General features: G+C 30.5%; 15 protein-coding genes. 4 read left to right on the top strand and 11 right to left on the bottom strand.

The genetic code is table 11. The annotated features are described in order from the left end of the window. Positions 1–3 precede the first annotated feature (3 nt). Positions 4–600, top strand: a complete 597-nt coding sequence (locus FP421_RS11340) for an NUDIX hydrolase (protein ID WP_159950701.1) — start codon at positions 4–6, stop codon at positions 598–600. A gap of 48 nt (positions 601–648) precedes the next feature. Next, positions 649–2,310, top strand: a complete 1,662-nt coding sequence (locus FP421_RS11335) for a SulP family inorganic anion transporter (RefSeq protein WP_159950699.1) — start codon at positions 649–651, stop codon at positions 2,308–2,310. A 20-nt stretch (positions 2,311–2,330) separates the two neighbouring features. Here the strand turns inward: FP421_RS11335 and FP421_RS11330 are convergent, their stop codons facing one another. The 7 genes from FP421_RS11330 to FP421_RS11300 all read right to left on the bottom strand — a co-directional run bounded on the left by FP421_RS11330 (position 2,331) and on the right by FP421_RS11300 (position 10,415). Further along, positions 2,331–4,544 (bottom strand): xanthine dehydrogenase family protein molybdopterin-binding subunit, encoded by a 2,214-nt coding sequence (locus FP421_RS11330; RefSeq protein WP_159950697.1) that lies wholly within the window; start codon positions 4,542–4,544, stop codon positions 2,331–2,333. Then, positions 4,537–5,004 (bottom strand): (2Fe-2S)-binding protein, encoded by a 468-nt coding sequence (locus FP421_RS11325; RefSeq protein ID WP_159950695.1) that lies wholly within the window; start codon positions 5,002–5,004, stop codon positions 4,537–4,539. Before FP421_RS11325 ends, FP421_RS11330 begins: the two co-directional genes overlap by 8 nt. Positions 5,005–5,040: 36 nt before the next feature. Next, positions 5,041–6,084 carry a lactonase family protein gene (locus FP421_RS11320; RefSeq protein WP_236548101.1) on the bottom strand — a complete coding sequence of 348 codons (1,044 nt, stop codon included), beginning with the start codon at positions 6,082–6,084 and terminating at the stop codon, positions 5,041–5,043. Between the two features lie 62 nt (positions 6,085–6,146). Next, the gene (locus tag FP421_RS11315; protein WP_159950691.1) at positions 6,147–7,892 is read right to left on the bottom strand and encodes a M14 family metallopeptidase; all 1,746 of its coding nucleotides are present in this window, start codon (positions 7,890–7,892) and stop codon (positions 6,147–6,149) included. Between the two features lie 4 nt (positions 7,893–7,896). Then, a complete protein-coding gene (locus FP421_RS11310) occupies positions 7,897–8,865 on the bottom strand; it encodes an energy transducer TonB (protein ID WP_159950689.1) in 969 nt (322 codons plus the stop codon). Positions 8,866–8,890: 25 nt separating this feature from the next. Then, positions 8,891–9,349 carry a pantetheine-phosphate adenylyltransferase gene (gene coaD / locus FP421_RS11305; protein ID WP_159950687.1) on the bottom strand — a complete coding sequence of 153 codons (459 nt, stop codon included), beginning with the start codon at positions 9,347–9,349 and terminating at the stop codon, positions 8,891–8,893. Positions 9,350–9,434: 85 nt separating this feature from the next. Further along, a complete protein-coding gene (locus tag FP421_RS11300; RefSeq protein WP_159950685.1) occupies positions 9,435–10,415 on the bottom strand; it encodes a D-alanine--D-alanine ligase in 981 nt (326 codons plus the stop codon). Positions 10,416–10,508: 93 nt separating this feature from the next. On the opposite strand from FP421_RS11300, the gene FP421_RS11295 reads away from it, so the two are divergent. Together FP421_RS11295 and FP421_RS11290 are read left to right on the top strand one after the other, a co-directional pair. Continuing rightward, positions 10,509–11,066: a PASTA domain-containing protein gene (locus FP421_RS11295; protein WP_159950683.1), complete on the top strand. Its 558-nt coding sequence runs from the start codon at positions 10,509–10,511 to the stop codon at positions 11,064–11,066. Between the two features lie 21 nt (positions 11,067–11,087). Beyond that, complete coding sequence (locus tag FP421_RS11290; RefSeq protein ID WP_159950682.1) at positions 11,088–12,122, top strand: RluA family pseudouridine synthase; 1,035 nt, start codon at positions 11,088–11,090, stop codon at positions 12,120–12,122. Positions 12,123–12,136: 14 nt separating this feature from the next. Here the strand turns inward: FP421_RS11290 and FP421_RS11285 are convergent, their stop codons facing one another. The 4 genes from FP421_RS11285 to FP421_RS11270 form a co-directional block, all read right to left on the bottom strand. Continuing rightward, a complete protein-coding gene (locus FP421_RS11285) occupies positions 12,137–12,388 on the bottom strand; it encodes a hypothetical protein (RefSeq protein WP_159950681.1) in 252 nt (83 codons plus the stop codon). Between the two features lie 65 nt (positions 12,389–12,453). Continuing rightward, entirely contained in the window at positions 12,454–12,924 is a 471-nt protein-coding gene (locus FP421_RS11280; protein WP_159950680.1) for a DUF6428 family protein, read from the bottom strand. A 9-nt stretch (positions 12,925–12,933) separates the two neighbouring features. Continuing rightward, complete coding sequence (locus FP421_RS11275; RefSeq protein ID WP_159950679.1) at positions 12,934–13,551, bottom strand: arsenate-mycothiol transferase ArsC; 618 nt, start codon at positions 13,549–13,551, stop codon at positions 12,934–12,936. A gap of 11 nt (positions 13,552–13,562) precedes the next feature. Continuing rightward, on the bottom strand, positions 13,563–13,889 hold the full coding sequence (locus FP421_RS11270; RefSeq protein ID WP_159950678.1) for an ArsR/SmtB family transcription factor: 327 nt from the start codon (positions 13,887–13,889) through the stop codon (positions 13,563–13,565). Between the last annotated feature and the right edge of the window lie 11 nt (positions 13,890–13,900).

Raw genomic sequence — 13,900 nt, 5'->3', positions numbered from 1 at the left:
CAAATGTATAAAGTTTTTGTAAATGATAGCCCAATAATTTTTACTTCTTCACAAAAAAAAGAAAATAATTTTCCAATTTATGCATTTGACGATATTTCATTTGATGATGTTTTACATAAAATAAATAATCTAAAAATTGATGGAATAAACTTATACTGCACTGATTTACTGCGTGATTGGAAGATATTTTGTTCTCATTTAAATATTATTCCAGCTGCTGGAGGTTTAGTGGTAAATCAAAAAAAAGAATTATTGTTTATATACAGAAATAACATTTGGGATTTACCTAAAGGTTGGATAGAACAAGGAGAGACAAAAGAAATTGCCGCTATTAGAGAGGTTGAAGAAGAATGTGGGATTTCTAATTTAAAGTTGGTAAAACCCATAGTAACTACTTATCATATTTATTATCATAAAGGCATAAACCTTAAAAAAACTTACTGGTTTTTAATGAAGTCTGAAAACAATAAAAAGCTAACACCTCAAACTGAAGAAGGAATCACTAAAGTTGCTTTTAAAAAAGTAAGTGAAATCAATGAAATTTTACAAAATTCTTATGCAAATATTAAATTAGTGTATGATAATTATCAACAAGGATAGTTTTCTAAAAAAACATTCTATCTTTGCCCACTTGAAAATCGACATAGAATGACTCAATATTTCAGAAAAATTATTCCTAATGCCAAAGACGATGTCTTAGCTGGTGTAACTGTTTCTCTTGCAATGATTCCAGAAGTAGTTGCCTTTGCTTTTGTGGCTCAAATAGACCCTTTAATGGCACTTTCTGGTGCTTTTATTATTGGGTTAATTACAGCTATTTTTGGAGGTAGACCTGGTTTAATTTCTGGTGCTGCTGGAGCTGTTGCTGTAATTTTTGTTCATATGATTTCAGAAGGTCATACAAAAGGGATGCTACTAGATCAACCTATAGAAAACATGGGCTTTTTCTATTTAATGGCTTGTGTGGTTTTAATGGGAGTTATTCAAATTTTTGCCGGAGTTTTTAAATTAGGGAAATTTGTTCGTTTAATTCCTCATTCTGTGATGATGGGTTTTGTAAACGGTTTATCTATCGTGATTTTTATTGCTCAGGTAAAAATGTTTTCACACAAATCATTGTCAGTTTCTGCTGAAGGAGTAAATGAATACAAAAGTACTTTTATGCAAGGAACAGAATTGTATACGATGCTTGGTTTGGTTTTGCTAACCATGGGAATTATTTGGTTATTACCAAAAATCACTAAAAAACTCCCAGCTGCTTTAACTGCAATTCTTGTAACTTCTTTACTAGTTATTGGTTTTGATATTGATACAACTACTGTTGGTTCTTATATTATAGAAGGAGGAGGAACAGGTTTAAAAGGTGAATTCCCAACTCCTAGTATGGAGCTATGGCAAAATTTACCTTTTAACTTAGATACTTTACAATTTATTGCATTACCTGCTTTTTTAGCAGCTTCTGTAGGTTTAATAGAAACACTAATGACAATGAACTTGGTTGATGAATTAACAGAAACCAGAGGAAATGGAAATAGAGAATGTATTGCACAAGGTTCTGGAAATATTATTTCTGGTTTGTTTGGTGGAACTGGTGGTTGTGGAATGATTGGACAGACTGTAATTAACATTAATGCTGGTGGTAGAGGGCGTTTGTCTGGTGTAATGATGGCATTAACCTTATTAAGTTTTATCCTTTTTGCTGATAAATATATAGAAATGGTACCAATTGCAGCTTTAGTTGGAGTTATGTTTATGATGGTTATTGAAACCTTTGCTTGGTCTAGTTTTAGAATATTAAAGAAAATACCTAAATCTGATGCATTTGTTTTAATTTTAGTTTCTGCTGTTACTGTTTTTGTTGATTTAGCAGTTGCTGTGTTTTTAGGTGTAATTGTTTCTGCCTTAGTTTTTGCTTGGGAAAATGCAAGAAGAATTAGAGCAAGAAAGCGCTACAAAGAAGACGGAACAAAAATCTATGAAATTTGGGGACCTTTGTTCTTTGGAAGCATTTCTGCTTTTAATGAAAAGTTTGATATAAAAAATGATCCAGATATTGTGGAAATTGACTTTGTTGAAGCGCGTGTATCTGATCATTCAGCTATAGAAGCTATTACAGCCTTAGTTGAAAAATACAAAGCTGCAAATAAAAAAATATCACTAAAGCATTTAAGTGAAGATTGTAAAATTTTGCTTTATAAAGCGAATCCTATTTTTAAAGATGTTATTGTAGAAGATATAGATGATCCACGCTATCATTTAGCAGCAAATCCTGAAGATTTTCCTAAACCACTTGGTGAGTATAAGCTTTAAGATTTTTTTTAGAATAGGTTTTACACCAAGCCTTCATCGATTAAAGGTAAACTTCTAACTCTTTTTCCTGTGGCATTAAAAACAGCATTACAAATGGCTGGTGCAATTACAGGAACACCTGGTTCACCAACACCTGTTGGAGGTTCATGCATTTTATCCATAATTTCAATATGAATTTTAGGTGCGTCTTTCATTCTGGTCATTTGATAATCGAAAAAATTGTTTTGTTCTACAGCGCCTTCTTTGGTAGAAATTTTACCATATAACGCAATCGACATTCCAAAAATAGCAGCACCTTCTAACTGGTTTTTTATATTGTCTCTATTTAATGCCAATCCACAATCTATAGTTGTCCAAACATTTTCAATCTTAACTTTTTCATTTTTTACCGAAACCTCAACTATTGTGGCTACATAACTGTAAAAACTATAATGAATTGCCACTCCTAAACCATGATTTTTTGATGATTTCTTTCCCCAATTGGCATTTTTAGCTGTCTTTTTTAACACATCTTTCATTCGTTTTGAATCGTAAGGAAATTTTGATCTTCCTTTAACAACTCTATCTTTTCCAATTAAATCTAAATGAAATTCTACTGGATCTTTTTGAGCTGCAAACGCCATTTCATCCACAAAAGAATTATTTCCAAAACCACTATGAATATGCACAACTGATCGTAACCAACCAATTCTTAAATGCGATTCAGCCTTGACATTTTCTAATCTAAAATTCTGTAAACGATAAGGGTTATTGGTAAAACCTTGATTCAACTCTAAACCAGATGCATATTCTGACATGGGTTTGAATGACGATACAATTGATGGAAACCCAACACGCTGTAACCAGCCTAAAACTTGTCCGTTTTTACCTATAGCACCTTTTAAATATTGACTACTACAAGCATGATAAAAACTGTGTTTAATATCATCTTCCCTAGTCCATACAACTTGTACTGGATTATTTATCTTTTTGGATAAAGCTACAGCTTCTACTACAAAATCTGACTTAGATTTTCGTCCAAAACCTCCTCCTAAAAAAGTAACATTAATAGTAATATTTTTTAATGGAATATCAAAAAAATGAGCTAATTCTGCTCTAGCAGTTTGCGGATCTTGTAATGGTGCCCAAACATCTATTTTATCCTCTTGAAACCAAGCAGTAGCATTAGGAACTTCCATGGGTGCATGTACTAAAAAGGGTACATGATAAGTGGCTTCTATTATCTTTTCTGCATTTTTAAAAGCATTAGAAACATTACCTCTACTTCCAGGAACTACTTTTCCTATTTGGTGCACTCTTTCTGTTAACTTATTCTTGAATTTATCGGTATCAAAAGATTGATTTTCGCCATAATTCCACTTTAAATTTAAATTCAGTTTTCCTTGAATTGCAGACCAAGTATTATTTGCAATTACAGCTACTCCACCTAAAGCTCCAAAAAACTGACCAATTGGAGGAACAATTCTTTCCAATTCTATAACTTGCTCTACTCCATGAGTATTTTTGGCATCAGATTTATCCACACTTTTTAAGGTTCCAAAAGTAACTGGACACCTTGCTATTGCAGCAAACTTTAAATTTGGAATTCGAACATCAATTCCATAAGTTGCTGTTCCATGAGTAAAGTCTTTTAAATCGACACTTTTTAATGTTTTGCCTATGTAATTAAAATCTTCAACTTTTTTTAATTGAATTTTTTCATCATCTGGAATAGGAATTTTCGTGGCTTCATCAACCAAATCACCATAGAAAATTTTATCATTTGTAACTGTATTTATCACAAAATGATTTTCGGCTTTACATTTAGCTTCAGTAACCTTCCATTTTTTTGCAGCTGCGGTAATTAACATCATTTTTGCAGCTGCTCCCATTTTACGCATAGGCTCTAAACGAGTACGAACACTTCTTGAACCATCTGTATTTTGGTTGCCATATTTTTCGTCTCCAGTGGCTTGTTTTACAGAAATGTATTTCCAATCAGCTTCTAGTTCATCTGCAATTGCTGATGCTAAAGAGGTTCTAATTCCTTGCCCCATTTCTGATCGAGAAGCGATAAGGGTAACGTTTCCATTTTTTTCTAAATGAATAAATACATTGGGATTAAAGACACCTGCTACTTGTGGAATAAAATCTTTTTTATCAGAAGTAACATTGCAACCCAAAAGAATTCCTGTTGAAGCTACTCCTAAAAGTTTTATAAAATCTCGACGATGAATTTGTTGAATCTTACTCATTTTCTTCATTTTTAAGTTCAACAGCTTTATGAATTGCTTTTCGAATTCTTGTATATGTACCACATCTACAAATATTATCAGACATGGCATTATCAATATCTGTGTCTGTTGGGTTATCAATTTTATCTAATAAAGCAGTTGCTGCAATGAGTTGACCAGATTGACAATATCCACATTGTGGCACATTTCCATTATTCCAAGTTTTTCTTAAAAACTCTAAATTTTCTGAAGTTCCTTCAATAGTAAAAATCTCTTTTCCTATGCCATAAGAAACTGGCATACTGCAAGATTTTGTGAGTTTACCATCAATTAAAATAGAACAAGCACCACATTGTGCAACTCCACATCCAAATTTAGTTCCTGTTAATCCTACAATATCCCTGATAGCCCACAACAAAGACATTTCGTCTTGTACGTCAACAATATATGTTTTTCCGTTAATTGATAAAATTTTGCTCACTTATAATTTTTTTAAAAACTACAAGTTACACAAATTTTAGAACAAAATGCAAACGGGATTTGGTGCAGAAATTTCGCTTACAAATGTAAGTTCTCCTGTTTTAGCATCTCTTTTAAAAGAAATGATATTATTTGTGTCTTGATTGGCTACTAACAAAAAATTATTATCTGGAGTTAATGAAAAATTCCTAGGATTAGCTCCTCTTACTTTTTCAAAACCAATCAAACTTAAAGATCCATCTTTAGGGTTTACTTTATAAATAACTATTGAATTATGCCCTCTATTAGAGCCATATAAGAAATTACCATCACTCGAAATATGAATATCCGCTGCTTTTGCATATTTAGAATAATTAGCTGGCAACATTGAAACTGTAGCATCTATATTATAAAAACTTTCATTTTCTTTCACTAAAGAAACAGTATTGTTTAGTTCATTTAATACATAAATCCATTTGTTATTTGGATGAAAAGTTAAATGCCTTGGACCTGAACCATCTGCCATTTTTAGTTTACTTTGTTTAGATAATACTAAGGTTTTTTCTTTTTCATCAATAGTAGAAAACCACAATTCATTTGTTCCTAAATCTACAGATATAATTTCTTTTTTAGCAGGATGAAACCAAGTTGAATGAGCATGAGGTGATTTTTGTCTGTCTGTTGTTCCATTTCCATAATGCTTTTGAACATCCAATAATTTTGATAATTTTCCTGATTTATTAGCTTTTAATAACCCAACACTTCCACCACCATAATTTGCAGTTAATACATAATTATCTTTATTGATTGTAATAAAACAAGGTCCTGCACCACCAGATTCTTCTTTACTAATTAAGTGTAAAGTATCTTTTTCAATTCTATATGACTTTACAAAACCAGTTCCATTTATATTTGTTTCTGCTACAGCAAATAGTGTTTTTTTATCATCAGATTTTGCTAAAAAAGTAGGGTTTTCGGTTTTAGCTACTAAACCTATTTTGGACAATATTCCTTTTTCATCAATAGAGTACTTATAAATACCTTCACTACCTTCATTTGTATATGTGCCTATGTAGAAATCAATTTGTTTTTCTTTTTTCATTTCTGATTTATTGCAGCTAAAAAAAGTTACTAAAACTACAACTATTAAAAATCTTATCATATTTAATTTACCTTAAAAATGGGTAATCGTAAGTGCGCTTTTTCGTAGTGAGAAGAACTTTTATAAATAAAGTTCAGTTGTGCTCTTGAGTTCTTAGCAAAGGCTTCATCATTTTGTAACCTCTCTTCAAACTGTTTTTTTAGTGATGGATTTTTAGCCAACAACTCTTCTGCAACATCCTCAAAAACATAAGCTGAGTAACCTTCTTTTTGTTGTAGAACAGAATCGAAAAAATTCCAATTAAAAAATGAATCTGTAGCTTCTGCTTCTAAAGTTTCTAACAAGTAGCGCACACCATTTTGGTTCGTTGGAATGTACAGATCTCCTTTTCTAAATTGAATTGCTTTTGAAGATTTTTTTATGGTTGTATTATAATGTAAATAATGCCCTTCGTAAGCTGTATTTCTTGTTTTAAAATCATCTATATGATTCACTTCAACTTTAATTGTAGTGTCTTTTTTAAATCTTGTAAACGTAATTTTGTTTTGTTTTAATCGATCAATTACTTTATGCCATCCTTGTTGTAAAATATAGGCTTTTGGTATTCTTACTTCTTTAGTCGCTAGAAAATTATTAAAATATTTAGTTGCTTTTGTAAATGGTTTCGTTTTATCATAAAACAAACGTTTACCAGAAGTAACTTTACTATCAATAACAGTTCCTTCGTAACCTTTAAACTGAAGTTCTGTTGGATTACCTCTATCTACTTTAAAAGCAATTGGATATGTTTTATTTGATAAAATTTCATCTAGAGCTTTACTTCTTAAGTCTTTAATTTCTTTGGATTTTTTATTGGTAAAATCCAATGCAGAAAACATTAATTCATAGGTTTGTTCAACTCTAATCTTATAAGGTTTTAACATATGTGTTTCTACCATTAATCCTAAGGTATGAAACAGTGTTGTATATCCTGTTGAATATCTTGGAGAATCAAAAAACTGAGAAAAGCCAGTTTCTGGAGTTGTTCCCCAAACATTAACATAAGGAGTAATTGGAATCTCTTTTTCTACCAATGACTTTTCTAAATAAGGCCGCATTTCAGTTTCTAAAAACTTTCCTAAACTACCTCCAAGTTTATTATGCTGAGTAAACAAGTGAGTTATTGCATATTGATAATCTGCACCATTACTCACATGATTATCTATAAAGACGTCTGGATTTACAGTATGAAAAATTTCTGCAAAAGTAGCTGCGTTTTTAGTGTCTTGCTTTATAAAATCTCTATTTAAATCAAAATTTCGGGCATTTCCTCTAAAACCATATTCTTTTGGTCCTTTTTGATTTGCCCTTGTATGAGAATTTCTATTTAGAGCACCTCCAATATTGTAAACTGGAATAATACAAATAAGTGTGTTTTTGTATTTTTCTTTAAGAGAATCATTTTGAGCAATATCTCTAATTAGCATCATAGAAGCATCAATACCATCTGATTCTCCTGGATGAATTCCATTATTAATTAGAATTCTGTTCTTTGATGAAGTCTTAATTTCATCGACATTATAGATTTCTTCCTGGCTATATACCACCAAATGTAAAGGTTCTCCTGAATCTGTTTGTCCAAAAGAAAATAACGAAACTCCAGAATATGCTGATGCCAAATCTTTGTAATAAGAAATAACAGCTTTGTATTCTGGAGTTTCAGATCCTTTTGTTTTTTCGAAAAGTGTTGTAAAATCTTTCTTTTTATTATTACTTTTATTACAGGAGTAAACACTTAAAAAAAGAAGTAATACGATTACTTTTCTCATAAAACTATTCTGTAAAACGTAAACTTAAACTGTAAGTTGAATTGTAAGGTTGACCTCTTTTTTTAGCTGGTGTCCATCCACTCATTCCAGATAATATGCGCACAACTTCTGTATTGTAATCTGGCGTTATCCCTCTTACAATTTTAACATTACCCACAAAACCTTCTTTAGTAACTAAAAAATGTGCATGAATATTTCCTGCAATTCCTGCCGTATTTGAGTTAAATTGTTTGTCAACATACTTTTTTATAGCATTGTTATTATCTTTTTTCTTATAATATGCTAATGAACTTACCTCTTTATAAGAAAAACTTTCTCCTTCAAGGTTCCAGCTTTTTCCTTTGGTAAGTTTTCCTTTCTTATAAGTTTCTTCATATTTTTTTATTTCTCCATCAAAAGCTGTCCATAGCCCATTTTTTAGGCCTTTTTTATAACTTCCTTTCTCAATTAAACCTTCTTTATCTCGGTATTCTGCAAAACCATTTCCGTCAATTACTGTTTGCTCTCCATTATGATCCCAATAACTTATGATTAAATTTTCTGTTTTATCGCTAAAATAAGTACCTGATGACAATTTTTCTTCGGATTTTTTCTTACCGTTTTCATAGTAATATGTCCAAATCCCATTAGTTTTTTTACCATTTACAGTTTCTCCTTCAGATTCTTTATTCCCGTTTTCATAATAAGACTCGAAATGACCATTAGCTTTTAAAACCTGTAAGCCATTTGTAGTAAATTTAGAGTCTAAAACATATTCGTTTCTAGAGTTATCCAATACAAATTTGTTTACTTTATAAACATTGCTGTTTTTTCCAACATTAGTTTCTTTTATAATTACTAAAGTGCTTGTTTTTACGGGGGTTGCTCTATTATTTGAGTAATAAAGAGTATCTCCTGCTTTATGATAAGAAGACTGAGAAAAGCTAACAAAGGATATCATCAATAAGATGATCATAACTAAATTTTTCTTCATTTTATTTAATTTACTATTAATTGTTTTATTTATTAATTCTAACACTATTGGGTACTAATTTTGTGTAATCTCCATTATTACTTATCACATCTCTTACAATTGATGATGAGATATATGATGTACTTGCTGCTGTTAATAAAAACACAGTTTCTATGGGCGCTAAATCTCTATTTGTATGGGCTATGGATTTCTCGAATTCAAAATCTGCAGGATTTCTTAAACCTCGTAAAATAAATTCAACATTATTTTCTTGGCAAAAATCAACAGTTAAACCTTTGTAAGTAACTACTTTTATTTTTGGATTATCTGCAAAAGAGTCTTCGATAAACTTTTTACGTTGTTCTAGAGAGAACATATATTTTTTTTCAGAATTCACACCAATAGCAATGATTAATTCATCAAATAATGTTACTCCTCTAGTAATAATATCATGATGTCCAGAAGTAATTGGATCAAAAGATCCCGGAAAAATTGCTCGTTTCATGTTCCCTCTTTTATACTGTAAAGTATAGTTAATAATAATCAATAAAAATAGAAAAATATTTTATACTAGAACTAAAAGTGCTCTGTTATAATCTATTGAGGGAACTTTCTATTGCATTATCAAATAGTTCTTTTAATGATATTCCTGCTTCTTGTGCTTGCTGCGGCAAAATGCTTTCTTCTGTTAGCCCTGGAACAGTATTCATTTCTAAGAAATATGGTTCGCAATTTACTAAAATATATTCAGAACGTGAAAATCCTGACATATTTAAAATTAAATATACTTTTTTAGCAGTTTTTGCTACTTGTTGATGTTCTTCTTTAGATATTCTTGCAGGAGTTATTTCTTGAGATTTCCCTTCATATTTGGCCTCATAATCAAAAAAATCATTTTCAGAAACAATTTCTGTAATTGGTAAAACTTTTAACTCTCCTTTGTATTGAATTACCCCTACAGAAACTTCTGTACCATCTAAAAAAGATTCTATCAATATTTCTGAATCTTCTTTGTAGGCTTTTTCTATTGCGGGCATCATTTCTTCTAAAGTATGTACTTTAGAAATTCCGTAACTAGAACCTGCATTATTTGGCTTAATAAAACAAGGTAATCCTACTTTATTGATAATTTTTTGAAGGTTTATTTCATCACCTTTATTCAAATACACAGAAACAGCCGTTTTAATGCCATATTCTTTTACAACGCTTAAGGTATCTCTCTTATTAAAAGTTAGCGCCATTTGATAAAATGGTGCAGATGTATGCGGAATATTTAAAAGTTCTAAATAACTTAATAACTTCCCATTTTCACCTGGAGCTCCGTGAATTGCATTAAAAACACAATGAAAAGTGATTGTCTTATTGTTTTTTGTAAAAGAAAAATCATGTTTATTAATGAAGAATTCATTATCATCAGCATCTAAAGCAACCCATTTTTCTTCTAGGATATGAACTCGATAAGGATTATATTTTTCTTTATCTAAATGATTGTAAACAACATTTCCACTTTTTAAAGAAATATTAACTTCGGATGAATATCCGCCCATAACAATTGCAATGTTCTTCTTCATAAAAAACTAGAATAATAAAACAAATTTATCAAAATAATAATAGAAAAGGCAACGTTTAGTTTTTATATCTTTGTATGTTCTTAAAATCAAAAAATGAGTCTTTTTAAATTTTTAATAAGTAAGTCTTTCTTAAAACAAGTTGTTTTTGCAATTATTGGTTTGTTGATCTTTGTTTTTGCATTAAAATATTGGTTAGGAATTACAACTAATCATGATCAAAAAATACAAGTTCCTAATTTGCATAAAATGAGTTTAGAGGATGTTGATTTAAAATTGAAGGAAATGAATCTAGATTTTATAGTAATTGATAGCGCAAGTTATAATCCTGAATATCCAAAAAAATCTGTAATAGAACAAAGTCCAGAGGCAGGAGGTTTTGTGAAAGAAAAACGAAAAATTTACTTAACTTTAAATCCATCGAAGTATAGAGATATTACAATTCCTGATTTAAACGGGCGTACAAAAAGACAAGCAACTTCTCAATTGCGTTCTATTGGTTTAAATGTAGGAACAGAATTTACATATGTACATGATATTGGTAAAGATGTTGTTCGTGGATTACGTTATAAAAATAAGGTGATTAACCCAGGAGACAAACTCCCTTTAAATTCTATTGTAGATTTGGTTTTAGGTGATGGAAAAGGAAATTAGATAGATTTAGGAGAAGTTATAATGCAGGAAAATAAACCTCAAGATATAGAAAACGACGATTTGTATGAACATTACAAATTTGTTGCTGGTGATGGTCAAGTACCTTTACGGGTTGATAAATTTTTAATGAATTTTATAGAAAACGCTACTAGAAATAAAATTCAGCAAGCTGCAAAAACAGGCAATATTTTAGTGAATGATATTGCAGTAAAATCCAATCATAAAGTAAAACCTAAAGATGTTGTTCGTGTTGTTTTGGCATATCCACCCCATGAAAACTTATTGGTTGCAGAAGATATTCCTTTAGACATTGTACATGAAGATGATGATGTAATTGTTGTAAACAAACCTGCAGGAATGGTGGTTCATCCTGGTCATGGAAACTATTCTGGAACTTTGGTAAATGGTCTTATTCATCATATAGAAAATTTACCAACAAATTCTAACGAAAGACCAGGTTTGGTGCATCGAATTGATAAAGATACCAGTGGATTGTTAGTGGTAGCAAAAACTGAATATGCTCTTGCACATTTATCAAAACAATTTTTTGATCGTACTACAGAACGTTTGTATTATGCTTTGGTTTGGGGAAATATTGAAGAAGATGAAGGTAGAATAGAAGGTAATATTGGACGTAGTTTAAAAAATCGTTTGCAAATGTCTGTTTTCCCTGATGGTGATTTTGGAAAACATGCAGTAACTCATTTTAAAGTTCTAGAGCGTTTAACTTATGTTACTTTAGTACAATGTAAATTAGAAACTGGTAGAACTCATCAAATTAGAGCACATTTTAAACATATTGGTCATACACTTTTTAATGATGAGCGTTATGGAGGTAATGACATTTTAAAAGGGACCACTTTCACCAAATACAAACAGTTTGTACAGAACTGTTTTAAAGTATTACCAAGACAAGCTTTACATGCTAAAACATTGGGTTTTACACATCCAACAACTGGAGAATTTTTGCAATTTAACTCAGAAGTTCCTCAAGATATTACTGATTGCTTAGATAAATGGAGAACCTATTCTGAGCATTCTAAAGATGAATTTTAGTTCTATTGTAAAATTTAGACTGATTTAAATTCTTTTGTCTTCATAGAAAACACCAAAAAAGTTTCGTTTTCTATTTTAAATATCTTGAATTTTGTGTTTTCCTGTACAGATTTATCAGGCGAAGTTTGTTCTGTATAGCTTAACGTGATAAACCAAAATTCTTTATCTTCTGTCAATTCAAACTCTTCCATTCGTATATTTTTGACGTCTGGAAAATACCTTTTTAAATATTCTGAAGCCACCTCTACTGCCTTTACAACTATCATCTCTATTTATTTACTCTTTAAATTTAAATGTTTAACATTAAATAAGAAAAAAGTTAGCAAATAATTTAACAACAGCCAGAACTAGGATCACAACAAGAGGTTTGCCCTAATTCAGAAATTCTGATTCTTGGTTTCTGAGCAGGTATTCCACAAGCATCTAAAGCCAAACAAGCTGTTACTTTAGAAGTTAGTAAAAAGTGTTTGCCATCAAAATCTAAATTGTATTTGCCAATAGTTTCTTTTCCTTGGTATTCTACCTCTATTTCTAAATCATCAAAATTGAATGTTTTTTTAGACAATTCAATAATCTTTAATAATTTCTCTGGATGCAATCTGTGATCGTAATCATTTTCTTCCCAAAGTTGAAAATTAATTACAGTTTCGTTTCTAACTTTGCCTCCACAATCAATAAAATCTTTGGTAATTTTACCAACCTCAGTTACATGAAAATGACTAGGAACTAATTTACCATTAGGCAACTGAAATGCTATTTGATCTAAATTCTGTAAATGATTTTTTATTTCTGATAATTTCATAATTGTATGTTATTTATTAATAGTTGAGAATACATAATACATTTCTGTTGCAATTTGTATACTTCTTTCTAAATACTTCTCAGCTTGTTGTGGAGTTTCATCAAATAGTTTTGGGTCTTCATATGTAATTGGAATTCTTTTTGCTGCTCCAGATATAAAAGGACAATTTCCATCAGCATGAGAACAAGTCATAATTGCAGCAAACTCTGATTTTGGGTTGAATTCATCATCATATTTTTTTGAAAAACCGATAATAGGCTGTGAGTTATCATTATATTTAATGGCATAAATAGGATTTTTAACTTCAGCTATTTTCTGAATTTTGAACCCTTGATTCACTAAAGTTTCTCCTACTTTTGGAAACATTGCTGTGGCTTCTGTGCCTCCTGAGTAGGTGTTTACATTCTTAATATCAAAGTATGCTGCCATTGTTTTTGCCCAAATCTGAGTTAAATGACTTCTTCTTGAATTATGGGTACAAATAAAATTAAGATGTATCGTCTTTTTAGCAGTTTTCTTTTCTTGAATAAAATCGACTAAAGGTTGTAATACTTGTTTTCTTTCTTGAGAAATACTTTCCGTTTTTAAAGTAGAAATTGTTTCTTCTATTTGCTTGTTAATGCTCATTCTATATTTAGTTAACAACAGTTTTCTGTTGGATTTTTATTTAAAAAGTGGTTTAAAGTCGCTTTAATTTGATTCCAGTTTTCTTCATCAATACAATAGCAAACACTAGTTCCTTCTATTTTTCCTTTGATGATTCCTACTCGTTTCAACTCTTTTAAGTGTTGAGAAATTGTGGGTTGTGCCAAACCAATTTCTTTTACTAAGTCTCCACAAACACACGATTGTAATTTTATTAGAAAATCTAAAATGGCAATTCTTGCAGGATGTCCTAAAACTTTTGCAATTTCTGCAATTTGATTTTGTTCTTTGGTAAATATTTCTGACTTGGTTAAACCCATATTAATTTATT

The sequence above is a fragment of the Polaribacter septentrionalilitoris genome (assembly GCF_009832745.1).
In the GTDB taxonomy this organism is placed as follows: Bacteria; Bacteroidota; Bacteroidia; order Flavobacteriales; family Flavobacteriaceae; genus Polaribacter; species Polaribacter septentrionalilitoris.
This window is presented reverse-complemented; position numbering and strand designations above follow the sequence as displayed.

Excerpts from the sequence above, each read along its gene's own strand:
- FP421_RS11340 (WP_159950701.1), top strand. The coding sequence starts at position 4 with ATGTATAAAGTTTTTGTAAATGATAGCCCAATAATTTTTACTTCTTCA.
- FP421_RS11285 (WP_159950681.1), bottom strand. The coding sequence starts at position 12,388 with ATGATAGTTGTAAAGGCAGTAGAGGTGGCTTCAGAATATTTAAAAAGG.
- FP421_RS11290 (WP_159950682.1), top strand. The coding sequence starts at position 11,088 with ATGCAGGAAAATAAACCTCAAGATATAGAAAACGACGATTTGTATGAA.
- FP421_RS11320 (WP_236548101.1), bottom strand. The coding sequence starts at position 6,084 with ATGAAAAAAGAAAAACAAATTGATTTCTACATAGGCACATATACAAAT.
- FP421_RS11315 (WP_159950691.1), bottom strand. The coding sequence starts at position 7,892 with ATGAGAAAAGTAATCGTATTACTTCTTTTTTTAAGTGTTTACTCCTGT.
- FP421_RS11280 (WP_159950680.1), bottom strand. The coding sequence starts at position 12,924 with ATGAAATTATCAGAAATAAAAAATCATTTACAGAATTTAGATCAAATA.
- FP421_RS11275 (WP_159950679.1), bottom strand. The coding sequence starts at position 13,551 with ATGAGCATTAACAAGCAAATAGAAGAAACAATTTCTACTTTAAAAACG.
- FP421_RS11300 (WP_159950685.1), bottom strand. The coding sequence starts at position 10,415 with ATGAAGAAGAACATTGCAATTGTTATGGGCGGATATTCATCCGAAGTT.
- FP421_RS11330 (WP_159950697.1), bottom strand. The coding sequence starts at position 4,544 with ATGAGTAAGATTCAACAAATTCATCGTCGAGATTTTATAAAACTTTTA.
- FP421_RS11310 (WP_159950689.1), bottom strand. The coding sequence starts at position 8,865 with ATGAAGAAAAATTTAGTTATGATCATCTTATTGATGATATCCTTTGTT.
- FP421_RS11270 (WP_159950678.1), bottom strand. The coding sequence starts at position 13,889 with ATGGGTTTAACCAAGTCAGAAATATTTACCAAAGAACAAAATCAAATT.
- FP421_RS11335 (WP_159950699.1), top strand. The coding sequence starts at position 649 with ATGACTCAATATTTCAGAAAAATTATTCCTAATGCCAAAGACGATGTC.
- FP421_RS11295 (WP_159950683.1), top strand. The coding sequence starts at position 10,509 with ATGAGTCTTTTTAAATTTTTAATAAGTAAGTCTTTCTTAAAACAAGTT.
- coaD (WP_159950687.1), bottom strand. The coding sequence starts at position 9,349 with ATGAAACGAGCAATTTTTCCGGGATCTTTTGATCCAATTACTTCTGGA.